Source organism: Zobellia sp. B3R18 (assembly GCF_018860715.1).
Lineage (GTDB): Bacteria > Bacteroidota > Bacteroidia > Flavobacteriales > Flavobacteriaceae > Zobellia > Zobellia russellii.
The window spans coordinates 1689054-1711501 of the sequence record NZ_JAHKQG010000011.1 but is presented as its reverse complement, the minus strand read 5'-3'; the positions used below and the strand labels follow the sequence as shown (position 1 = coordinate 1711501).

The window sequence follows — 22448 nt, the reverse complement described above, 5'->3', positions numbered from 1 at the left end:
AGTATTTATTTTTAGATTTTTCTTTGGAACAAAGGTATTTAGGTTCTCTGGTCAAGAACGGCACATTCCGGAGAATCCATGGTAATTTTCGGAAACATATGCCCTACCTTTCCCTATTTAAAATATCTTTATACATATGAGCGGAAACACTTACAAGCCTAGGATACTGGACCACATTGTCTACACTGTACGGGATTTGGACTCGGCAATCATCACCTTGAAAAATAAGCTAGGCGTTACCGCTATTTTTGGAGGATACCATAGCACCCAAGGCACTAAAAATGCCTTGATCAATTTAGACAATGGTACGTATTTAGAACTATTGGCTGCAGATGATAACAACAAAAGTATACCTCCTCCAAGATGGATGGGCGTAGATATGCTTACAAAGGACCAAATTACCCGTTGGGCCATTAAATCCGACCAGCTTGAAAAAGACGCCAGTTTATTAAAGGATTACCATAGCAAAATGGGGTATATAAAAGCCGGAAGTAGGAATACAGCAGACGGGACGTTATTAAAATGGCAACTAATTTTACCCCTTGCCACACCAGAAATTGAGTTAATTCCGTTTATGGTAGATTGGAGTCAAACAGAAACACACCCCCATGATGCTTTGCCCAATATGGGGTGTAAGTTAATTGAACTGTATGGTACACACCCAAACCCCGACCTACTCAGCAATACGCTCAAAACCTTAAATGTAAATTTACGGATCGAGCCCAATGAAAACATGAGTTTAAAAGCCATTATACAAAGCCCAAAGGGAATAGTAGAAATTTAATACCGCATATGAAAATCACCTCTTATCTTATTGTTGCATCAGTTTTAATGGGATTCTTTTCGTGCAAGTCCAAGGAAAAAGAAAAAAAAGAAGAATCTGTTGTAAAAACCAGCTACTCCACTGACCCCTCTACCCAAAGGGAAGAACCTGACGAGGCCGAGATTTTAGTGCTAGAAGCGATAATTGCCCATGGGGGCAATGCCTACAACATAGCTCATTATGGCTTTACCTTTCGGAACAAAGAATACACTTTTAAGAATGATGGCAACAAATACACCTATACCGCATCAGTAGGAGACACCATAGACTTTCTTGAAAACGGGAAATTAGTGCGTAGCGTAAACGGCCAGCCGGTGTCACTTTCCCCAAAGGACAATGACAAGTATAAAGAAGCTTTAAATTCAGTGATCTATTTTGCCACCCTTCCCCATAAATTAAGTGACAAGGCGGTAAATAAAACCTACAAGGAGGAGATAAAAATTAACGGCGAGGATTACAAAGCCGTTCAGGTAACTTTTGACCAAAAGGGAGGTGGTACTGATTATGACGATGTCTTTATGTATTGGATCAACAAAAATTCAAAAACCGTAGATTACCTAGCCTACAAATATGCAACGAACGGTGGTGGTGTTAGGTTTAGAAGCGCCTACAATAGTAGAACAGTAGATGGTATCATATTTCAAGACTACATCAACTACAAGGCAGCTGTTGGCACCCCATTAACCGAATTGCCTGTTTTATATGAGAAAGGAAAATTAGAAGAACTTTCAAAAATAGAAACGGAGAACGTTGTAAATTTAGCCCAATAAAACAGAAAACATGGCTGTTCTTGAAGTTATAAAAATGGGCAACCCTTTACTTAGGAAGGTGTCCCAAGCGGTGGAACCAAAAGAAATAACCTCTCCCGATTTTCAAAAATTTTTAGCAGACCTTGTAGAAACCATGCGTGCGGAAAGTGGCGCCGGTATTGCCGCAATCCAGGTTGGAGTTCTCAAAAGGGTCTTTGCTATGGAAATGAAGAAGAACGATCGTTACCCGGACAAAGGTTCTTTTTCACTTACCACAGTGATAAACCCGGAGATCGAACCTCTTTCTTCGGAAGAAGTAGAAGGGTGGGAAGGATGCTTGTCCATACCCGGAATACGTGGCAGATTAAAGCGCTACAAGAAAGTAAAATTGAGCGGATACGATTCCAACGGTGAGAAGTTTGAAAGGGTTCTAGATGATTTCTCCGCCATAGTAGCCCAACATGAATTGGACCACCTTAACGGCATCTTATTAATTGACCGTATGCCCAACATGAAAACTTTAACCTTTCAAGAAGAGTACGACAAGTATTGGAATGTTTGATCAGAAGTACTGACCAATCCCAAAAACAAGTCCTCTAGAAGCATCCTTGGTAATACCATACCCATAGTCAATTCTAAAAATGGCATTGAAGATGCGCTTATGCATGAACCTAAGGCCCACTCCTGGATAAATACGGATGTTACGTTTATGGGAAAAATCACTAAAACTACCCCCAGGATTACGCCACGACCCACCATCAACAAAAACATTGCTCTGTAGCACAAACCAATTTTCTTCTATGAGGGTATGACGGTATTCCGTATTAAAAACAATAGCACCGGTTCCCCGGTCTATGGTATTACCAACACCCCGTATGTTTAAATTATTGTCTACCGTAAAGGGCGCAAAAGGCGTATTTACATTACTTGCCAATCCTAAACGGAGCCGGTTGGCCCAATTGCCCTTTTCACCAACACGCTTAAAGTAAACAAAATCGTTAAACCCAATTAAAAACTCGGGCAAACTGGAATCTTCACTCCCTACATATTGAAAATTCAAGGTGCTTCTAAATCCATCTAAAAAATAGAAATAGTACTTTATGTTTTCGTAATTGTAAATGAGTTTAAAAAGATGTTTATCTACCCTTAAAGCCCTGGGTACGCTATTGCTGGTTGCCCCGGACAGGTACTTGTAATCTTCTGTAAAAAGACTTCCCCCAAATTCTATTCGATTTTTAAAATTGAATTCGTGTAAGCCCATTACCTCAAAACCGCGATTGTTATACCTATAATCTGCGGTTGTTCCATCAAAAAAAACGGGTTCCTGAGTTGTAAAATCGTTATAACTTAAAGATAAACCAGTAGTTCTACTGAACAGATGCGGAGCCCGAACGGCCACTCCATACGAATTAAAAACATCGTATTGATAAAAGCCTCCAAGGGTTATTCCCCTTCCCAAAAAGTTGAATTCCTGTAGACCTACCCTAAAGGCAAAAGCATCATTGGAGGATGAAAAAAGGTTGGCAAAAGGAATTAACGTAAAATTCTCCTCTACATTATAAACCACTTTATATCCTGTATTGCCTTCAGTGGATGGAAAAACATTATAATAAGCATGGGATATTAACGGAAGCCGTCTTAGTCTGGAAATGTCCTCGTCCAAAAGAAGAGAATCCAACTCCATACCGGACTTTAGGGTAACCAAACTTTTTAAGTACGCTACTTTTGTTCGTTTAGCCCCTTCAACCTGAACACTTACCACCGTTCCTTCTTGCGCCAGAGAGAACCATCCATTTAATACAATTATAAAGAACAGAAGTATTCTTATAGTCATTCTTTTATATAATCAGACTGCTAACGCAATTATATCCTTTCTTAGCTACATCCCAAATCATGGGCAATAGCCGTAGATCAAAACTCTATTTCCGAAAAAAGGTTCACCCAATTATCTTCACTCACTGCCATTAAAGTAAAAGTATAATCAGCTTCTGCTTTCAAGGCCGGTGGGGTATCATTTGTAATATTCAAAACTACATTGTCCAGGTCATAGTATTGAAAATTGTTTTCGAAGGTATACGTACCGGACAGCAAATTGCCGGCATCATCCGATACAACTTGAAAATAAATTTTGGAGTCCGTATACTTCCCATCCTCCCAAGTAAACAAACGTTTTCCGGTTTCCAGGGAACCTACCTTTATATTTTTAGAAACATACTCTGTTGGCTTGGAAAGTTGTTTTAACCTAATGGGGTTGGACAGATGTATTTTTCCATCTTCTTCAAAGCTGACAATCACCCATCGTTCTTCTGCAACCGCAACTTCAAACTTTTTTAAATAGCCGTTAAAGACATCAAACGCAGGGATTTCCAATCGGTAATATTGGTCATAATCGGTTTTTGAGATAGAAGTATCTTCCGTTTCGTAGTATCTAATGTTGGTAACACCTTCCCTTGGATAAAAGAATACACTTACCAAATCATCATTTTCATTACTGGCTGCGCAGGCAATAACGTTATCAACAACCGGTGTCTTGTTGTTTAGGGCATCCTGCAATGTTGCATCTTGATTTTCTAAATCGGATGAGCAACCTACGGCTACCATCACTAGAATAAAAAAAATGACTGAACGCATATCAATATTTTTTATATACCTCTTTAATTATTTCTTGTGCCGGTTTATTCTGCGGTGTAAATCTATTGTCTTTCTCCCCTCCGGATTTCTTATGGTCTATAAACCACTTCCAAACATATCCTCCGGCAAACCATTCTTCGTTCCAAAATTCCTCAAAGATGGCTTTTTTAGCATTTACTTGGGCCACTAAGTTTACTTCATCTTCATTTTTATCTACCAACCACGGTTTATGGGCGGTGTAATCCATACTTCTATACCCAAATTCCGTAAACAAAACAGGATGATCCACTTTCTCAGAAAGTGCTGCAATATCAGTTTTCCACCGTTTCCATCCTTCTCGCAACGCCTCTACGGACGGTGTTTTTTCTTCCGACAGCGGAAAATACGCATCAATTCCTATATAATCCAAATCTTTCCAAAAAGGAACTCTGGAATATTCGTCCCAGTTGGCCGCATAAGTAAGTTTACCATCGTAAACAGCCCTGATCTTACCAATTAGTTCATGCCAATATTCCGGTCTATTGGTTACGAATTTTTCAAGCTCGGTACCAATACAAAAGATTTCAGATTGGGTTTCTTGGGCCATTTTAGCATTGGCCAAGATAAATTTATCATAAGCCACCTCTAGCTTTTTCCAATCTTCTTCGGAATTCATGTGTAAGGTGCCCGTAAATTCGCCACGCCAAATCCAAATCTGCGGTTTAACCATGGTCTTGATGCCATTTTTATGAAGCATGTCTATATATTGCTTTGCTCCCTTGTTGGTTTCTCCAAACCACTGGCGTTCCGTATTGAAGACAATTTCTGGAGAGGCCACATCTCTAATAAAGCCAAAAGGCATAATAGCCGCATGGTTGGCATAAACCTCCTTTACATCATCTATATGTTCTTGCAGAACTTGGTTTCTAGAGGCCACAAAGCTAACTCCGTTAATCTTTTTCTTGACTTGACTAGAGCAAGAGAACTGAAGTAGACATAAAAAAAGGAGTCCTAATCTACGCATGTATCGTTATTAAGACCCCTAAAATACAGTATTTATGATTACCTCTTAGAAAATGGCCCTCAAACCTAAATTAAAGGTTTGCCCGAGCCCCGTATTACTCCCTCTTACGAAGTTTGTATATAAGGCTTCAAGATTAAGCGCATTTGTTAACTGATACTTGGCCCCTCCTCCTAAAGCGGTAAAGTCTTGAGCAAAATCGTTACCCAAATCCAAACGTTGCGAATGCTGCGCCAGCGCCAAAACTGTAAATTTAGAACTAGGGAAATAACTTAAAAATATGCCCGGTGTAATGTTCAAGCTATTGTTGGCAAAGCTATCCTCCTTATCACCAAAACTCAGTTCGGAATTCAATTCGCTGAACAACTGCCATTTATTGCCTGGAAAAGTATAGTCATAAAAAAATCGGTTTTGCCAGATATATCCATTTTGATCCAAGAATACACCGTTTTCGGTTTCATTGTCTACCAAGGGTATAAAGAAAGAACTCTGAATGGAAAAATTACTAATAGACCTAAAAGGCACGAATTTTACCGATGGAGCTATTGAAGTTAGACCAGAACGCGCTGTGTTATCCTCTCCATCAAACTTAAAAACATCCAGAGCGCCTCTATCTCCTATTACATTGGAACGGAATTCAAAAATAGCACCCACATTCCAACGCTTGTTTTCACCAACTCCGGTATACGCCTCTAGAGTAGAAGTAAAAAATGTTTGTCTGGGCTCCTTGCCATCACTAAATGTACTTTTGGTTTGGGTATAGAGGTTATTGAACCATTTTAAGTCTATTTGCCCCTTACCAATTAATTTGGACGGTGTATACTGTTGAATATTACTTTGAACCGTTTGTTCCTGATCATTTGTTTCTTCTTGCGAAAATCCGATGGCAGTAGCCAAAAGAAGTCCTGAAAGAAAAAGATTTCTTTGTATTGTTTTCATAAGTTTATGTTTAAAATTTAAGGCTGCTTATTATTTTGTTTCGTTCAAGGTCCAGTCATATGGGTAATATGAAACCTTGGTTTTTTCCGGTAGTTGTTCAGACTTATACTTGTTGATAAAGTCTACTAGGCTCTGTCCATTTTGAGTGAAGTCTCCCTTATACCATTCAAAAATCTGAGAAATTTTTACTTTGTTCTTATTTAATTGGATAAACTTAGGATCGTTCAATGCCAATTTGGTCTGCTTTTCAAGTTGTGCCTCTAAAGTACTTGGCTTATACGCTTTGCTAATTATAGGAGGACATCCTAAACCGCCACATACCAATACAAAATGAAAACGTGGTTCTGCAGGGAATTTTGCCCGTAACAATTTGTTCTCAATATCATTAAGAGTAGTTTTCTTTCCTCCTATTTCATATTTTTTTCCATCAAAAAAACCACCAACGTCCATGGGCGATTTTAACGGATAGCTATCAACTATTCCTTTAATAACCAATAAATTGTAACCATTGATCCAAAACGCCTGATACTCTTTGGCATTTGCCTGTGCGACCGTGATTTTTTTTGCGGCCTCAAGCAATTCGTTTAAATCTGCGGGGTTTTCCTTAATTGCTTTATAATGAACTCGGCCGTTCGTAACATTAGTTTTGAAAAAGGCATCTGCCTTGCTAAAAAATTCATCAGTACTTTGTCCGAAAGTGGCTGATATTGTGGCTAAAGAAAATACCAAAGCCAAGATTGAATATTTCATAATTTGATAGTTTTTGTTGTTATTCTTGTCGCATAGGTCGAGACAATTTTAACATCCATACAAAAAAAATGATTTTTTTAAGAGTTTTGTAAAAAATTAAAAATCAAGGCCCTACAAGTTCGGTTTGCCTCCCAAAACCTTACAAACACCTCAAAAATTTAAAACGTTTCTAAATTAGATAAGGCGATTAAGGTGTTACCTTTAAAAACGACAGAACCCGCAACAACCGAATTAAATTATGGAGCATATCGTCATTATTGGTAACGGAATTTCAGGTGTAACCGCTGCAAGGCACATTAGAAAATTATCCGATAAAAAAATTACCATCGTATCGGCCGAGACCGATTATTTCTTTTCTCGTACTGCCCTAATGTATGTATACATGGGCCACATGAAGTTTGAACATACACAACCTTACGAAAATTGGTTCTGGAAGAAAAACCGAATAGAATTGGTAAAAGGTTTTGTTACCAACGTAGACCATGAAAGAAAAACATTGGTATTAGCTGAAGGCAAGGAACTAACTTATGATAAGTTGATTATCGCCACCGGCTCAAAACCTAACAAATTTGGTTGGCCGGGTCAAGATTTAGATGGGGTTCAGGGCTTATACTCAAAACAAGATCTGGACATGATCGAAGCTAACGCCCCAAACAACAAAGTCTGCAATCGCGCGGTTATCGTGGGTGGTGGCCTCATTGGAATAGAACTTGCAGAAATGCTACGTTCACGTAAAATTCCGGTTACCTTTCTAGTACGCGAAAACAGTTTCTGGAACGGGGTTTTGCCCAGCGGCGAATCTCAAATGATAAACGAGCATATTCTAGACCATCATATTGATTTAAAACTGGAGACCAATCTAGTTGAAATTATAGCAGATGAAAATGGAAGGGCCAAAGCCATTACTACGGACAAAGGCGAAACTATAGAATGTAATGTGGTAGGCTTAACAGCTGGTGTTTCCCCTAACATAGATTTCCTTAAGGATTCGGGCATTGAGCTTGGTAGAGGCGTCAAGGTAAACCGTCTTCTGGAAACCAATATAAAAGACATTTATGCCATAGGTGATTGCGCTGAGCAGCATGAAGGCATTGGCAACAGGAGACCTATAGAAGCGGTTTGGTATACCGGCCGTATGATGGGAGAAACCTTAGCCCAGACCATTTGTGGCAACCCAAGATCATATAATCCTGGTCATTGGTTCAACTCCGCCAAATTCCTAGACATAGAATACCAAACCTACGGTTGGGTTTTTAGTGAAAAAATCAAAAAAGAATATGAAAGCCACTTTCATTGGCGCCACGCAAAAGAAAACATCTGCATTACGGTAGCCTACCACAAAGACACCAATACGTTTTTGGGCATCAACACCTTTGGCATTCGTATGCGGCATGAGATATTTAACCGCTGGCTAACCGAGGAACGGGACGTAGATTATGTGATGCAATACCTTAAGGATGCCAATTTTGACCCGGAATTCTATTCGCACTACGAAGAACAAATTATTTCAAAATACAACTCGGTTATGCACACCAGCTTATCCGTTAAGAAAAAAAGTTGGAAACGAATTTTTAGTAAAGCTTAACCAAATACAAAATGAAAGCAATAAAAAATATAGGACTGGTCATCTTCTTAATAGGACTGGCCACTTTTACGGTGATACCAGTTATAGGTACTTATCAATTAGACCAAAACACGTTTGAAGAAATAATCAAGGAGAAAAACATTAAAAGTGATGCTTTTATCCAAACTATTAACCAAAACGTAGTAGGCAAAGAATTCAATGGTATGCTGAGTCTATCCCCGGCCATTACCACGGCTTTGGAAAACGCCAACGCACAGCACAAAAAAAATAAAGAATACAAAAAAGTAATCTATACCAGTGGCCACGATATGGCCGCCTTGATCGGGAAGAAATCCGGCACTGGTTTTATAGCTCAAAACAAAGGCCTTATGTGGTTCTTTACCTTTGGCCTGGGTATTATTGGAGCATTAATGTTCATTCTGCCCAATGTTATCCTATTAGGTAAAAAAGGCATCAAAAATGATGGTGTTTACCATGAGAGCTCTACAAACAAGGGGTGGATTGCTTGGATGGTGTTCATATTCCTGGTTTCCTTTTATTTGGTCTTATACTTTAGTCCTGAATATGCCGTAAACTGGACCTTTTTAGTTGACCCAATAAGCGAAAGTCTTAGTGGCAACCCTGCTGGTCATTGGTTTGTATATGGTTTTATGTATTGTGTAGTAATGACCGTTATGGCCGTACGTATGTACATTAAATACCGTCATAATGTATACCAAATGGTGCGTACAACATCTGTACTGTTCTTCCAGATAGTGTTTGCTTTCTTAATTCCTGAAATAATGGTACGCTTACAAATGCCATACTATGATTTTAAGAACGCATTTCCTTTGGACTATGATTTCTTTTTTCAGTGGAATTTAAAATCATTACTTAATAGTGGCGGCATAGGATTGTTCATTCTCGTATGGGGTGTTGTCCTTACCTTGGTTATTGTGCCGGTTATGGTTTATTTCTTTGGAAAGAGATGGTATTGTTCTTGGGTATGTGGTTGTGGAGGTTTGGCCGAAACGTTAGGTGACCCTTACCGCCAACACTCAAGCAAATCATTATTCTCTTGGAAAGTAGAACGTTGGTTAATACATGGGGTCCTATTGTTTGCCGTGGTCATGACAGGCATGACCTTGTATAGTTTCTTTGCCGAATCCGGTACCGTATTGGGCATTAAGACCCAAAGCGTCCAAAATACTTATAGTTTGTTAATTGGTGCTGTTTTTGCAGGCGTTATCGGAACTGGGTTCTATCCTATTTTTGGTAACCGCGTATGGTGTAGGTTTGGGTGCCCATTGGCTGCTTACCTTGGTTTTGTGCAACGTTTTAAATCCCGCTTTAGAATTACTACCAACGGTGGCCAGTGTATTTCCTGTGGAAATTGTTCTACCTATTGTGAGCAAGGTATTGATGTACGTGCGTATGCCCAAAAAGGAGAAAATATTGTACGCTCTAGTTGTGTGGGCTGTGGTATTTGTTCCGCAGTTTGCCCACGTGGAGTGCTGAAATTGGAGAATGGACCCGAAGAAGGCCGTATCAACCCTACCGAAGTATTATTGGGTAATGATGTTGATTTAATGGAATTGGTAAACAAAAAATAATAGAAACACCCCTTGTTCCTGTTAGTTTCCCGTTCATAAACCGACTATAATTAAACAATTTTAAAAAATGTTTCCTAAACTATTTCTTATGGCCGCTCTTGTTTTATTTGGACTACAGTCCAAAGGAGATGCGGTATACCATAAAGAATACTATCAAACAGGAAACATTAAAGAAGAAGGTTGGTTAATAAACGGTGAAAAAACGGATTTTTGGAAGTTTTACCACAACAACGGAAAACTAGCAGAGCAAGGGCTCTACAAAAACAATCAACGCACATCCTACTGGCATTTTTATGATAGTTATGGCAAACCTCTACAAGAGGGCCACTATACAAACGGAAAAAAATCCAATTGGTGGCTTTTCTATGATTCTATGGGAAAAGTGAACCACAAATGCCAGTTAATTAATGGTAAGAAAAATGGATATTGTCTTAAATACATCAATGAGAAGTTGACCTCGGCTGAAAAATACCAAAACGGTAAAAAAATTAAGGAATGGTTTAGTTTTAGTAGTTTTAGGCGCGAAAACAACTTATCCGACCTTAAATAACTTTCTCAGGCCTTTATTAAAAGGGCCTTCTTTTTAGATTTATGACACAATGAGCCCAATACTTTCAACACCTTTCGCTAATGCCACAACCAGACATTAAAGTCATTATTCCTGCATATAACGAAGCAGATTCTATAGCTTCGGTGATTGGTGACATCCCAAAATCGGTATCTGAAATAATTGTCGTAAACAATAATTCCACAGATAAAACAGTAGAAAATGCAACTAAGGCGGGAGCTACTGTATTGACCGAGAGCCAAATGGGGTATGGCTACGCTTGTTTGAAGGGTATGGACTATGTTGCCAAACAATCCAAAGCACCTGATATTATCGTATTTGTTGACGGAGATTATTCAGACTATCCAGAAGAACTTGATAAGCTTGTAACTCCAATACTGAATAAAGATGTAGATTTTGTAATTGGTGCGCGCGTAAAACGACTAAGAGAAGAAGGCAGCATGACCCCACAACAAATTTTTGGGAACTGGCTGGCCACTTTTTTAATGAAATTGTTCTTTGGCGCAACATTTACAGACCTAGGTCCGTTTAGGGCTATAGCTTATGATAAGTTATTAGCGCTCAACATGGAAGACAAAACTTACGGGTGGACGGTAGAGATGCAATTAAAGGCTTTAAAGAAAAAGTTGGCATATACCGAAATACCAGTACGTTACAAAAAAAGAATTGGCGTGTCAAAAGTTTCCGGTACCGTAAAAGGTAGTATATTTGCGGGCATAAAAATATTAGGTTGGATTTTTAAATACAGCATAAAATAATATGGGTTTACTTATTGCTTACATTATTATCGCAATCTATAGTGTAGCTCTGCTATTGATATTCTTCTACAGCTTGGCGCAACTTAACCTCTTGGTAAATTACCTAGGATACAAAAGGCGCAACCAAATTGCCCCAAAATTCAATCTTCTTGACCCAAAGGAGATTCCCTATGTTACTATACAGCTGCCTGTCTATAACGAGGAGTACGTTATGGAACGGTTGCTAGAGAACATTGCAAAAATAGAATACCCTAAAAGTAAACTTGAAATTCAGGTGCTTGATGATTCTACGGACGATTCTGTAAACGATACCGCAGAACGGGTAAGGGCCTTGCAGGAAACAGGTCTTGACATTCAACATATACGCCGCGAAAATCGCCAGGGTTTTAAAGCGGGAGCATTAAAAGAAGGACTGGAAATTGCAAAAGGTGAGTTTATCGCCATTTTTGATGCAGATTTTATGCCATCCGGCGATTGGTTAAAAAAGACAGTTATTTACTTTAAAGATCCGGAAATTGGCGTGGTACAGACACGTTGGGGCCACATTAACCGTGAGTACTCTACCCTAACCCGTATACAGGCCTTTGCCTTGGATGCCCATTTTACTTTGGAACAGGTAGGCCGAAACGCAAAAGGACACTTTATAAACTTTAACGGTACTGCCGGAATATGGCGTAAAGAATGCATTATAGACGCAGGAAACTGGGAAGGGGATACGCTTACCGAAGACCTTGACCTTAGCTACCGTGCCCAATTAAAGAACTGGAAATTCAAATATCTTGAAGATGTTGAGACACCAGCTGAACTTCCTGTAGTTATCAGCGCCGCTCGTTCACAACAATTTAGATGGAACAAAGGGGGTGCAGAAAACTTTAGAAAAACGGTTTTTAACGTAGTTACGGCCAAGAACATTTCGTTCAAGACCAAATTTCATGGGGTAATGCATTTACTGAACAGTTCTATGTTTCTGTGTGTTTTCTTGGTTTCGTTACTGAGTATACCGGCCATGTACATAAAAGCCATATACCCGCAGCTTGATATTGTTTTTACCCTATTGAGTTTCTTTGTACTGAGCACTATTATTCTTTTTGTTTGTTATTGGTTTACCTATAAGAGTATCCAAGGAAGCAGTTTTGACAATTTTGTAGATTATATAAAATTGTTCTTTACTTTCTTTTCTGTAGCATTAGGCTTCTCCTTACACAATTCAATTGCTGTTCTTGAAGGGCATATGGGAAAAAGAAGCGAATTTGTACGTACCCCAAAATTCAACTTGAATAACCTTACGGATTCTTGGAAAGGTAATAAGTACCTTACCAAGAAATTATCTCCAAACATGATTCTTGAAGCTGTTCTAATGGTGTATTTCCTTTTCGGAATGTATAGCGCCATTCCCTTGAACGATTTTGGACTTTTCCCTTTTCATTTTATGCTTTTTATAGGTTTTGGATTTGTTTTCACCAAGTCTTTAACTTCACGTGCATAACGCGAAGAATCTATTCTTGCAAAAAGACCACATGTCATTTAATTTTCTTATTTTTTCGATGATAGGAACAAACCGTTAAATGTCTAACCGACTTACCACATACTGGAAATTACACAAGGTGCCCATAGTATTGGCTCTTTTGAGTGCCATTCTATATTATACCTTCGCTTTTCAGTTAGTGCGAACGGACTTCATTAGACTGCTTACACTTTTTGCCGCTTCCTTTTTTATCTGTTATAAACTCATACAGTTTGAAAAGTGGAACTTTAAATTCCTTCTTGTAGTTGGTATTCTTTTTCGGTTGATTTTCTTAACAACGGAACCTAATCTCTCTCAAGACTACTATCGTTTTATATGGGACGGTCACTTGGTGGGCAATTTTATTAACCCCTACTTAAAAGTTCCCAATGAATTAATTACCCAAAGTGATTTGGTAATACCCAATGCCCAAACTCTTTATGACAGTATGGGTAGTTTAAGCGCAAAACACTTTAGCAATTACCCACCGTTAAACCAATTATTATTTGCCATTGCTTCCATTTTGGGCGGCAAAAGTATCATGGGTTCCGTGCTGGTTCTTAAGACCATGATTATCTTATCGGATATTGGTATTTTTTACTTTGGCAGAAAATTGCTAAAACATCTTAACCGCTCTCCTCACCTTATTTTTTGGTATTTTCTTAATCCTTTAGTAATTATTGAACTTACGGGAAATCTTCATTTTGAAGGGGTCATGCTTTTCTTTTTCGTATGGGCCCTGTATTTGTTATCTATTAAAAAATGGGCCTTGGCGGCTATTCCTTATGCCATGTCTATCTGCGTAAAGTTGGTACCGCTATTATTCCTTCCCCTATTCTTAAAACATCTAGGGTTTAAAAAAAGTATAAGTTTCTACGCCATAATTGGTGTTACGTGCCTTTTCTTGATTACTCCCTTTTACGCCTCAGAATTTATAGCCAACTACTCTAAAACCGTAGGTCTATGGTTTTCTAATTTTGAATTCAACGCCGGTTTATACAATGCCATAAAATACATTGCCGTTCAATTTGACGGAAAACCTTGGGAGCTTATAAAAACATACGGTAAAATAACTCCGGTAATTACTATTCTATCCGTATTGTTCTTTACTTTCTTTAGGAACAACCAACAAGTATCCGTACTTATTACTTCAATGTTGGCCGTACTTACCCTGTACTATTTTATGTCCGCCACGGTACATCCTTGGTACATTATTTTCTTGGTAGTTCTTGGGGTTTTCACCCATTATAAATATGCCGTACTTTGGTCCGCAACGGTAATTCTAAGCTATTACGCCTACTCAAAAGTAGATTTTAAAGAAAACGTTGGTTTAATTGCCGTTGAGTATATTTCCGTATATGTATTTTTGATTTACGAAATTTTTAACTCAAAACAACAATTTGTTATTTTTCGTAAAAATTAACCTCACACCTTTATACTTTCGGCATAATCTTGTACATTTGACCTTCCATGAAAGGACAAAGACACATATCTAAAACTTTGAGCAACCTTGCTCCAGTTCGCCCGTTTTCTCGTCGCCGTCGCCCGTAAGGGTGTTTCATATTTCATGGAAATAGGTGAGTCCATTTCCGCACAACGACCAACAATTCATTTTTTTTTACAGTTTAAATCCTTTTGGCAATGAAACTAATTATTGCTAACAAGTCACATGTTAAATACGCCCAGATCATTAGCGATACCATTACGGAATCTGCTAAGGTAAGAGGCACAGGCATAGCCAAGCGTACACCGGAATACATTCAGAAACGTTTGGAAAACGGCAATGCCGTTATTGCCCTAGACGGAGACAAGTTTGCTGGCTTCTGTTATATAGAAGTTTGGGGACACGAAAAATTCGTGGCCAACTCAGGCCTAATTGTTCATCCTGATTATAGAAATCAAGGATTGGCCAAAAAAATTAAAAAAAGAATTTTCGAGCTTTCGAGAGAGAAATTTCCGGATGCCAAAATATTTGGTATTACCACGGGCTTGGCCGTAATGAAAATGAATTACGAACTTGGTTACAAACCGGTTACATTTTCTGAACTAACGGACGACCCCGAATTTTGGAAAGGCTGCCAGACCTGCAAGAACTTTGATATTCTTACCCGCACAGAACGTAAAATGTGCCTTTGCACAGGTATGCTGTATGATGCGACCGTCAAAGAAAAAAAGGTGGAAAAAGAACAAGTAAACAGCAAAGCCTTCCAAAGACTTAAAAGCATTAAAGAATCGCTTTTCCTAAAAAAGAAAACAAACGAATAACCATAACAGGCCAATGGATCATCTGATTATGGCCCAGACAATACAGTTTTAAAATGAAAAAATTAGTTTTAGCATACAGCGGCGGATTAGACACTTCCTACTGCGCTAAATACCTATCAAAAGACAAAGGTTTTGACGTACATGCAGTAAGTGTAAATACAGGTGGTTTCTCTAAAGAGGAGATTGCTTCCATAGAAGAAAAAGCACTACAATTGGGGGCCAGTTCCTATACCTCTATTGATGCCGTTCAGACATTTTATGACAAAGTAGTTAAGTACCTCATCTTTGGTAATGTTCTAAAAAATAACACCTACCCTCTTTCTGTAAGTGCGGAACGAATTGTACAGGCAATAGAAATCGTAAACTACGCTAAAAAAATAGGCGCCAATTATATTGCCCACGGTAGCACCGGGGCAGGTAATGACCAAGTTAGGTTTGATATGATTTTCCAAATCGTTGCCCCTGAAATTGAAATAATCACTCCAATTAGGGATAACAAATTAGCCAGGGAGGCCGAAATTGAATACCTAAAACAGAATGGTGTAGATTATCCTTGGGAAAAGGCCAAATACTCTATAAACAGAGGCCTTTGGGGTACTTCCGTGGGTGGTGAAGAAACATTAACATCACAAAGAGCTTTACCGGATAGCGCATACCCAAGTCAATTGCAGGAAAAGGAACCTACAGATGTAAAACTAACCTTTGAAAAAGGAGAATTAGTAGCTATTGATGGTGCCAAGGACGGTCCTGTTGCAAATATAGAAAAGCTGGAGGCCATGGCTTCTAAATATGCTATAGGGAGAGATATTCATGTAGGTGATACCATTATTGGTACAAAAGGTAGGGTTGGTTTTGAAGCTGCGGCTGCATTGATCATAATAAAAGCACACCATTTACTGGAAAAACATACGCTTACCAAATGGCAACAGTTCCAAAAGGAGCAACAAGGTAATTTCTATGGTATGCTATTGCACGAAGGCAACTATTTGGATGCTGTAATGAGAAACATAGAAGCCTTCTTGACCGATACCCAAAAAACGGTTTCAGGTGATGTTTTCATCAGCCTATATCCTTTCCAGTTTAGACTGAACGGAATTTCGTCTCAACATGATTTAATGACCGATGCTTTTGGAAGCTACGGTGAAGTAAACAAAGGGTGGTCTGCAGATGATGCCAAAGGGTTTATTAAAATACTTTCCAATTCAGGAAAAATATATAACCACGTAAACCAGAAAAATGATTAAAGTAGGTATTATTGGTGGTTCTGGTTACACGGGCGGGGAACTCATTAGAATTCTTTTGCACCATCCTGAAGCTGAAATAGATTTTGTCTACAGCACCACCAGAGCAGGAAAAAAAATTACCACGGCACACGCCGATTTGTTGGGCACGACCGATATGGAATTTACCGGTACCATCAATCCTAATGTAGCCGTTGTATTCCTATGTTTGGGCCATGGTAATTCTTCCAAATTTTTACAGGAAAACGAGTTTTCAAAAGACACCAAAATAATTGATCTGAGCAACGATTTCAGATTACAGGCCGATGCTGTTTTTGAAGGAAGAAAATTTGTTTACGGACTTCCCGAACTCAAAAAAGAAGAGATAAAAAAGGCTGACTATATTGCCAACCCAGGCTGTTTTGCTACCGCCATACAATTGGGTCTTTTGCCTTTGGCAAAAGCCAACAAATTAAGGCAGGCCGTTCATATCAATGCAGTTACAGGTAGTACAGGCGCGGGTGTAAGTCCATCTGCCACCTCTCATTTTAGCTGGAGAAACAATAACGTGAGCTGGTACAAACCTTTCACCCATCAACATTTAGGCGAAATAAACGAAAGCCTAAAGTCATTGCAAGCGAATTCAGGTGAACTATTTTTTCTGCCTAACCGCGGCAACTTTACCCGTGGCATTCTTGCCACTGCGTATACAGAATATGACGGTACTCTAGAGGAAGCTATTGACCTGTACAAGGATTTTTATGCAGATGCTCAGTTCACGCAAGTTGCCGAAGAGCCCATCCATCTAAAACAGATCGTAAACACCAATCAGTGTCATATCCATTTGCATAAGCATAAAAACACATTGCTTATCACTTCGGCCATAGACAATTTGCTCAAAGGTGCCTCAGGCCAAGCGGTTCAGAACATGAACTTAATTTTTGGCTTTGAAGAAGGTACGGGCCTTAACTTAAAAGCCGGCGTTTTTTAACGATTAATAGAAAACTATTTCCGTAATGCGGTTCTACCGAACAGTAACGGAAACAACCAAAAAATTAAAAATGAAAATAGCCATTATAGGAGCAGGAAATTTAGGACTTTCCATTGCTAAGGGAATTTTAAATTCCAACGGTGCTACAACCATGTACCTGACCAAAAGAAATACTGCTGAAATTGAGGAATATGCCAACTACGGCAATGTTACCATTACCTCGGACAATAGAGAAGCGGTTGAAAATTCGGATATCCTTATTTTGGCCGTGCAGCCCGCTCAATTGGAAAAAATTTTGGAAAGCACCAAAGACCTACTTACGGAAAAACACGTGGTCATCTCTACTATAACCGGTTTTAGTATTGCTAAAATGGAGGATATTCTTGGTGAGGACTGCAATATCATAAGAAGTATGCCCAACACGGCTATTTCGGTAGGGCAATCCATGACCTGTATCTGTAGCAATGAAAAGGGCAAAAAGAAGATTGAATTGGCTAAGGCTATTTTCAATCGCATGGGACATTCCATGGAAATTCCTGAAACCCAAATGCAGGCCGCAACGGTAATCTGCGCTAGCGGTATTGCCTTTTGGATGCGTTTGATCCGCGCCACTACCCAAGGTGCCATTCAGTTAGGTTTTGATGCCAAGGAAGCACAGGAATTGGCCATGCATACTTGTAGCGGAGCAGCCAGCCTGTTAATTGAATCCGGAAGTCACCCGGAAGCGGAGATTGACCGGGTTACCACACCCCAAGGTTGCACCATTCAAGGTCTAAATGAAATGGAGCACCAAGGTCTTAGCTCTTCCCTTATTCAGGGGATAGTAGCATCCTATGAAAAAATCAGTAGAATTAAAGAGAACCAGTTGTAAAGGGCGGCCTCTCTAATAAAATACAAGAAGCTATGATCAGCTCAACAGTAAAAGTTATGAATTTATTTGATGTTTACCCATTATACGATGTAACCCCGGTTTCTGCAAAGGGGATAGTAGTAACCGATGATAAAGGAACGGAATACCTTGATTTCTACGGAGGTCATGCCGTAATCTCCATTGGCCACTCTCATCCACATTACGTAAAACGTCTTACGGACCAGCTAAATAAAATAGGGTTTTACAGCAACTCGGTAAAGAACCCTTTGCAAGAAGAACTGGCAACTAAATTAGGGGAGCTTTCGGGCTGTGAAAATTATAATCTTTTTTTATGTAATTCCGGTGCAGAGGCCAATGAAAATGCGCTAAAACTAGCTTCTTTCCATACTGAAAAATCTAGGGTTATCGCATTTACCAACGGTTTTCACGGTCGTACCTCCGCAGCCGTTGCCGCTACGGACAATCCAAAAATAAACGCTCCTATCAATTTACAGCAGAAGGTTACTTTTCTTCCGTTGAACGACTTGGAAGCATTTCAAAATGAAATAGAAAAGGGAGATGTATGTGCGGTAATTATAGAGACCATTCAAGGTGTTGGTGGTTTGGACGAACCTACTACGGAATTTTATCAGCAAATCGCTTCACTTACCAAAGCTAACGGATCGGTATTGATTGCTGACGAAGTGCAATGTGGTTTTGGCAGAAGCGGAAAATTCTTCGCTTTTCAGCATCATAACATACAACCGGATATTATTTCGGTGGCCAAAGGTATGGGTAACGGTTTTCCTGTAGGTGGTATATTGATTCATGAAGACATTAAAGCTTCTTATGGTTTACTGGGTACCACCTTTGGTGGAAACCATTTGGCTTCCGTAGCCACACTAGCGGTTTTAGAAGTTTTAGAAGAAGAAAAACTTATAGAAAACGCGGCGGACTTAGAAGGTTATTTTAAAACCTTGGCCGCAGAAATACCTCAAATTAAAAAAGTAAAAGGTAGAGGTCTTATGTTAGGTCTTGAGTTTGATTTTGAAGTAGCCGATTTAAGGAAGAGGTTAATCCATAACCAACAATTATTTACAGGAGGTGCCAAGGACAAGTATGTTTTAAGAGTCCTTCCTGCCTTGAATATTACCAAAGCGCATTTAGATACTTTTTTCACCGCCTTAAAAGCAGAATTGTAATGAGCTTATTACTGGACATAAAACAACGTAACGCCTTACTTTCTGATATGGCCCAACTTTTGGACAAAGAAAGGACCGCGATTTTAGCTGCCAATAAAATTGATATGGACGGCTATACGGGCGACGATATTGCCATGCGCGACCGCCTTAAAGTAGACCAAAGTAAAATAGACGGTATGATTTTGAGCCTGCAACAACTAGCGGCGCAAGAGGACCCTCTAGGTGTGGAACGCTTTAGTTTTGAGCACGAGAACGGTATGCAGGTAAGCAATAAGACAGCTCCTTTTGGAACGATTCTTATTATTTATGAATCCAGACCCGATGTTACTATCGAAGCTGCTGGAATCGCATTTAAATCAGGGAACAAGATTTTATTGAAAGGTGGAAAAGAATCGCTTAACAGCAATCTGCTATTGGTAGATTTATGGCACAAGGCGCTAGAAGCTAATGAGGCCGATGCGGATTGGGTTACCTATCTGCAATTCAACCGAACGGAAACACAGGCTTTCCTAGAAAAACCTACCCAAAAGGTAGATCTTATTGTACCTAGAGGTGGCGAAAGGCTAATCGCTTTTGTAAAACAGCATGCCACCTGCCCTGTTATTGTTAGTGGTCGTGGAAATAATTTTGTGTTCGTAGATAAGGAAGCTGATTTGGAAATGGCCATTGATATCATAATCAATGCCAAAACCACCAAAATATCGGCATGTAATGCGTTGGACAAAGTACTTATATCATCAAATCTAGTGCGTAAACAACAACTATTAAGTCACCTTATCCAAGAGCTTAAAAAAAGTAATGTGGAAATTTTGGTCAACGAGCCTTTTTCCGGTATGGAAGGCACTACGACCATAGAAGACGAACAGGTTTGGTACGAAGAATTCTTGGATTATAAGATTGTCATTGCCCAGTCTTCGGATATTGAAGAAGCCATTAAAACCATAAACACTTATGGTGGTGGGCATTCAGCATCCATTATTACCGCAAATAACGAAACCGCGGAATATTTTATGAACAACGTAGATACGGCAGCAGTCTACCACAATGCTTCTACCCGTTTTACGGATGGAGGACAATTTGGCCTAGGCGGCGAGCTAGCGATCAGCACCGATAAATTGCACCAAAGAGGACCTATTGGCCTTCAGCATTTGGTGACCAATAAGTGGTATGTAAAAGGAACCGGGCAAATTAGAGGGTAAATTTCAACTCCCCTTTATCTCCCAACAGATGAAAAAGAATACCTGATGAAAAAAAGGATTTTATTAAAAATAGGCTCTAACACCCTTACCAAGGAAACCAATCAGATTTCCCGAGGAAAAATAGAGGACATAGGTAGGCAGATAGCATTGCTTAAGGACGATTATGAGTTTGTCATTGTAAGTTCCGGAGCCATTGCTGCAGCAAAGCAGTTCGTGAAATTGGAGCACAACGGAGAGGAAATCAACGTAAAACAAGCATTGGCCGCTATTGGCCAACCCCATTTAATGCGTATGTTCCAAGAGAGCTTTAGGGAATTAGGGATTTTTGCCGCACAGTGTCTTTTATCGTATTCAGATTTTGAGAACCCAAAATCAAAAGCCAATATCAAGAATACTATAGACATTTTGGTAAGCAATAATTTTATTCCTGTCATTAATGAGAATGACACGGTTGCGGCAGATGAGATTCAGTTTGGCGATAATGATAAACTGGCCGCATTAACGGCTGCCTTGCTTAAAGCGGACCTTTTAATGATTGCCACCAATACGGATGGGATATATACCAAAACTTCCATAGAAAACGGAAAACCGGACACCATTGCAGAAGTATTGGGCATTGATAGTCTGCAACAAGAAATAAGCTCGCACAAATCATCGCACGGTACCGGAGGAATGCAATCCAAAGTGGAAGCGGCTACCATTGCCCAAAAGGCCGGTATTGAAACTTGGATCGTAAACGGACTTAACGACAGTTTTATAACCGATGCTTTTGAGGGGACGGGCAAGCATACCAAAATAAAGACAAAAGACGGTCACTTTTTAGCGGACCATTGATGTAGATAACATCCACAGAAAAAATAGAATAGCAAGAGAAAAGAACACAAATGAAACATTACCTTTCTTTACAAGACATAGATTCGTTGGAAAACTGGGTGAAAGAGGCCCGAAATTTAAAAGAAGCCCCAAGGAAACACAAGAGCTTAGGTTCGGACAAAACTATTGGGTTGTTATTCTTCAACAACAGTCTCCGTACTCGCTTGAGCACCCAAAAAGCAGCTATGAACCTTGGAATGGAGGTAATTGTCATGAATTTTGGAAGTGAAGGGTGGGCTTTGGAATATGCCGATGGCACGGTTATGGACCAAGGTACTTCGGAACACATTAAAGAAGCGGCACAAGTTATATCACAGTACTGTGATATTGTTGCCATTAGAGCCTTCGCTGGATTGCAGGACAAAGAAGAAGATGAGGCCGAAAAGGTTTTGAACGGATTTAAAAAATACGCTAGCGTACCCATTGTAAATATGGAAAGTTCAGTAGGCCACCCGTTACAGGCTTTGGCCGATGCTATTACCTTGGCCGAACAAAACACTAAAACAAGACCTAAGGTGGTGCTTTCTTGGGCACCTCACCCAAAGGCATTACCTCATGCCGTAGCCAATTCATTTGTAGAAATGATGCATTTGCAAGATGCCGATTTTGTAATTACACATCCGGAAGGCTACGAATTGAACCCAGAAGTCACCAAAGGAGCAACTATTGAGTACGACCAAAACAAAGCTTGCGAAAATGCCGACTTCATTTACGTAAAAAACTGGAGCAGTTACAACGATTACGGCAAAGTCTTAAACCAAGATAAAAGCTGGACCATGACCCCGGAAAAAGTGGGTAACGCTAAATTTATGCACTGTCTACCGGTACGTAGAAACATAGTAGTTGCGGATGCTGTCCTAGATGGCGACCAATCTTTGGTCATAGAACAGGCCAACAACAGAACTTACGCCGCACAAATTGTATTGAAGAAAATATTGGAACAGTAAAC

At 39.5% G+C, this 22448-nt stretch carries 22 protein-coding genes; 17 read left to right on the top strand and 5 right to left on the bottom strand.

What is annotated here, in order from left to right; all coding sequences use genetic code 11:
- Nucleotides 1–136 precede the first annotated feature (136 nt).
- From KO513_RS13595 to def, 3 genes are read left to right on the top strand one after another with little or no spacing between them, the layout of a single operon-like run.
- Nucleotides 137–784 (top strand): VOC family protein, encoded by a 648-nt coding sequence (locus KO513_RS13595; protein WP_215913811.1) that lies wholly within the window; start codon nucleotides 137–139, stop codon nucleotides 782–784.
- Between the two features lie 8 nt (nucleotides 785–792).
- Nucleotides 793–1593 (top strand): DUF6503 family protein, encoded by an 801-nt coding sequence (locus KO513_RS13590; protein WP_215913810.1) that lies wholly within the window; start codon nucleotides 793–795, stop codon nucleotides 1591–1593.
- Between the two features lie 10 nt (nucleotides 1594–1603).
- Nucleotides 1604–2134 carry a peptide deformylase gene (gene def, locus KO513_RS13585; RefSeq protein WP_215913809.1) on the top strand — a complete coding sequence of 177 codons (531 nt, stop codon included), beginning with the start codon at nucleotides 1604–1606 and terminating at the stop codon, nucleotides 2132–2134.
- On the opposite strand, the gene KO513_RS13580 is transcribed toward def, so the two are convergent.
- The 5 genes from KO513_RS13580 to KO513_RS13560 form a co-directional block, all read right to left on the bottom strand.
- Nucleotides 2135–3406 carry an outer membrane protein assembly factor gene (locus KO513_RS13580; protein WP_215913808.1) on the bottom strand — a complete coding sequence of 424 codons (1272 nt, stop codon included), beginning with the start codon at nucleotides 3404–3406 and terminating at the stop codon, nucleotides 2135–2137. It lies immediately after the preceding gene.
- Between the two features lie 77 nt (nucleotides 3407–3483).
- On the bottom strand, nucleotides 3484–4203 hold the full coding sequence (locus KO513_RS13575; protein WP_252735799.1) for a hypothetical protein: 720 nt from the start codon (nucleotides 4201–4203) through the stop codon (nucleotides 3484–3486).
- 1 nt (nucleotide 4204) lies between these two features.
- Nucleotides 4205–5206 (bottom strand): glycoside hydrolase family 113, encoded by a 1002-nt coding sequence (locus KO513_RS13570; RefSeq protein WP_215913807.1) that lies wholly within the window; start codon nucleotides 5204–5206, stop codon nucleotides 4205–4207.
- Between the two features lie 45 nt (nucleotides 5207–5251).
- Nucleotides 5252–6142, bottom strand: coding sequence for a hypothetical protein (locus KO513_RS13565; RefSeq protein WP_215913806.1), 891 nt, complete (start codon nucleotides 6140–6142; stop codon nucleotides 5252–5254).
- A 30-nt stretch (nucleotides 6143–6172) separates the two neighbouring features.
- Entirely contained in the window at nucleotides 6173–6892 is a 720-nt protein-coding gene (locus KO513_RS13560) for a DUF547 domain-containing protein (RefSeq protein ID WP_215913805.1), read from the bottom strand.
- A gap of 238 nt (nucleotides 6893–7130) precedes the next feature.
- Between KO513_RS13560 and KO513_RS13555 the strand changes: the two genes are divergently transcribed.
- The 14 genes from KO513_RS13555 to KO513_RS13490 all read left to right on the top strand — a co-directional run bounded on the left by KO513_RS13555 (nucleotide 7131) and on the right by KO513_RS13490 (nucleotide 22446).
- Entirely contained in the window at nucleotides 7131–8477 is a 1347-nt protein-coding gene (locus KO513_RS13555; protein ID WP_215913804.1) for an NAD(P)/FAD-dependent oxidoreductase, read from the top strand.
- Nucleotides 8478–8488: 11 nt separating this feature from the next.
- Complete coding sequence (locus KO513_RS13550) at nucleotides 8489–10069, top strand: 4Fe-4S binding protein (protein ID WP_215913803.1); 1581 nt, start codon at nucleotides 8489–8491, stop codon at nucleotides 10067–10069.
- A gap of 67 nt (nucleotides 10070–10136) precedes the next feature.
- Nucleotides 10137–10619, top strand: coding sequence for a toxin-antitoxin system YwqK family antitoxin (locus KO513_RS13545; protein WP_252735797.1), 483 nt, complete (start codon nucleotides 10137–10139; stop codon nucleotides 10617–10619).
- Between the two features lie 80 nt (nucleotides 10620–10699).
- A complete protein-coding gene (locus tag KO513_RS13540) occupies nucleotides 10700–11395 on the top strand; it encodes a glycosyltransferase family 2 protein (RefSeq protein ID WP_215913802.1) in 696 nt (231 codons plus the stop codon).
- Between the two features lies 1 nt (nucleotide 11396).
- Nucleotides 11397–12881, top strand: a complete 1485-nt coding sequence (locus tag KO513_RS13535; RefSeq protein WP_215913801.1) for a cellulose synthase family protein — start codon at nucleotides 11397–11399, stop codon at nucleotides 12879–12881.
- Between the two features lie 79 nt (nucleotides 12882–12960).
- Entirely contained in the window at nucleotides 12961–14322 is a 1362-nt protein-coding gene (locus KO513_RS13530; protein ID WP_215913800.1) for a mannosyltransferase, read from the top strand.
- A gap of 218 nt (nucleotides 14323–14540) precedes the next feature.
- A complete protein-coding gene (locus tag KO513_RS13525; protein WP_215437785.1) occupies nucleotides 14541–15164 on the top strand; it encodes a GNAT family N-acetyltransferase in 624 nt (207 codons plus the stop codon).
- Between the two features lie 53 nt (nucleotides 15165–15217).
- Complete coding sequence (argG, locus tag KO513_RS13520; RefSeq protein ID WP_215913799.1) at nucleotides 15218–16408, top strand: argininosuccinate synthase; 1191 nt, start codon at nucleotides 15218–15220, stop codon at nucleotides 16406–16408.
- Nucleotides 16401–17375, top strand: coding sequence for an N-acetyl-gamma-glutamyl-phosphate reductase (gene argC, locus KO513_RS13515; protein ID WP_215913798.1), 975 nt, complete (start codon nucleotides 16401–16403; stop codon nucleotides 17373–17375). Before argG ends, argC begins: the two co-directional genes overlap by 8 nt.
- A gap of 70 nt (nucleotides 17376–17445) precedes the next feature.
- Nucleotides 17446–18246: a pyrroline-5-carboxylate reductase gene (gene proC, locus KO513_RS13510; protein ID WP_215913797.1), complete on the top strand. Its 801-nt coding sequence runs from the start codon at nucleotides 17446–17448 to the stop codon at nucleotides 18244–18246.
- A gap of 56 nt (nucleotides 18247–18302) precedes the next feature.
- Complete coding sequence (locus KO513_RS13505) at nucleotides 18303–19427, top strand: aspartate aminotransferase family protein (protein WP_215914036.1); 1125 nt, start codon at nucleotides 18303–18305, stop codon at nucleotides 19425–19427.
- Entirely contained in the window at nucleotides 19427–20626 is a 1200-nt protein-coding gene (locus tag KO513_RS13500; RefSeq protein ID WP_215913796.1) for a glutamate-5-semialdehyde dehydrogenase, read from the top strand. The genes KO513_RS13505 and KO513_RS13500 overlap by 1 nt, the downstream gene beginning before the upstream one ends.
- A 45-nt stretch (nucleotides 20627–20671) precedes the next feature.
- Complete coding sequence (proB, locus tag KO513_RS13495) at nucleotides 20672–21460, top strand: glutamate 5-kinase (RefSeq protein WP_215913795.1); 789 nt, start codon at nucleotides 20672–20674, stop codon at nucleotides 21458–21460.
- A gap of 50 nt (nucleotides 21461–21510) precedes the next feature.
- Nucleotides 21511–22446, top strand: coding sequence for an N-acetylornithine carbamoyltransferase (locus KO513_RS13490; protein WP_215437772.1), 936 nt, complete (start codon nucleotides 21511–21513; stop codon nucleotides 22444–22446).
- The last annotated feature ends 2 nt before the right edge of the window (nucleotides 22447–22448 follow it).

What these genes read in the sequence shown, in the direction of transcription:
- KO513_RS13595 (WP_215913811.1), top strand. Translation starts at nt 137, where the DNA reads ATGAGCGGAAACACTTACAAGCCTAGGATACTGGACCACATTGTCTAC.
- KO513_RS13590 (WP_215913810.1), top strand. Translation starts at nt 793, where the DNA reads ATGAAAATCACCTCTTATCTTATTGTTGCATCAGTTTTAATGGGATTC.
- def (WP_215913809.1), top strand. Translation starts at nt 1,604, where the DNA reads ATGGCTGTTCTTGAAGTTATAAAAATGGGCAACCCTTTACTTAGGAAG.
- KO513_RS13580 (WP_215913808.1), bottom strand. Translation starts at nt 3,406, where the DNA reads ATGACTATAAGAATACTTCTGTTCTTTATAATTGTATTAAATGGATGG.
- KO513_RS13575 (WP_252735799.1), bottom strand. Translation starts at nt 4,203, where the DNA reads ATGCGTTCAGTCATTTTTTTTATTCTAGTGATGGTAGCCGTAGGTTGC.
- KO513_RS13570 (WP_215913807.1), bottom strand. Translation starts at nt 5,206, where the DNA reads ATGCGTAGATTAGGACTCCTTTTTTTATGTCTACTTCAGTTCTCTTGC.
- KO513_RS13565 (WP_215913806.1), bottom strand. Translation starts at nt 6,142, where the DNA reads ATGAAAACAATACAAAGAAATCTTTTTCTTTCAGGACTTCTTTTGGCT.
- KO513_RS13560 (WP_215913805.1), bottom strand. Translation starts at nt 6,892, where the DNA reads ATGAAATATTCAATCTTGGCTTTGGTATTTTCTTTAGCCACAATATCA.
- KO513_RS13555 (WP_215913804.1), top strand. Translation starts at nt 7,131, where the DNA reads ATGGAGCATATCGTCATTATTGGTAACGGAATTTCAGGTGTAACCGCT.
- KO513_RS13550 (WP_215913803.1), top strand. Translation starts at nt 8,489, where the DNA reads ATGAAAGCAATAAAAAATATAGGACTGGTCATCTTCTTAATAGGACTG.
- KO513_RS13545 (WP_252735797.1), top strand. Translation starts at nt 10,137, where the DNA reads ATGTTTCCTAAACTATTTCTTATGGCCGCTCTTGTTTTATTTGGACTA.
- KO513_RS13540 (WP_215913802.1), top strand. Translation starts at nt 10,700, where the DNA reads ATGCCACAACCAGACATTAAAGTCATTATTCCTGCATATAACGAAGCA.
- KO513_RS13535 (WP_215913801.1), top strand. Translation starts at nt 11,397, where the DNA reads ATGGGTTTACTTATTGCTTACATTATTATCGCAATCTATAGTGTAGCT.
- KO513_RS13530 (WP_215913800.1), top strand. Translation starts at nt 12,961, where the DNA reads ATGTCTAACCGACTTACCACATACTGGAAATTACACAAGGTGCCCATA.
- KO513_RS13525 (WP_215437785.1), top strand. Translation starts at nt 14,541, where the DNA reads ATGAAACTAATTATTGCTAACAAGTCACATGTTAAATACGCCCAGATC.
- argG (WP_215913799.1), top strand. Translation starts at nt 15,218, where the DNA reads ATGAAAAAATTAGTTTTAGCATACAGCGGCGGATTAGACACTTCCTAC.
- argC (WP_215913798.1), top strand. Translation starts at nt 16,401, where the DNA reads ATGATTAAAGTAGGTATTATTGGTGGTTCTGGTTACACGGGCGGGGAA.
- proC (WP_215913797.1), top strand. Translation starts at nt 17,446, where the DNA reads ATGAAAATAGCCATTATAGGAGCAGGAAATTTAGGACTTTCCATTGCT.
- KO513_RS13505 (WP_215914036.1), top strand. Translation starts at nt 18,303, where the DNA reads ATGAATTTATTTGATGTTTACCCATTATACGATGTAACCCCGGTTTCT.
- KO513_RS13500 (WP_215913796.1), top strand. Translation starts at nt 19,427, where the DNA reads ATGAGCTTATTACTGGACATAAAACAACGTAACGCCTTACTTTCTGAT.
- proB (WP_215913795.1), top strand. Translation starts at nt 20,672, where the DNA reads ATGAAAAAAAGGATTTTATTAAAAATAGGCTCTAACACCCTTACCAAG.
- KO513_RS13490 (WP_215437772.1), top strand. Translation starts at nt 21,511, where the DNA reads ATGAAACATTACCTTTCTTTACAAGACATAGATTCGTTGGAAAACTGG.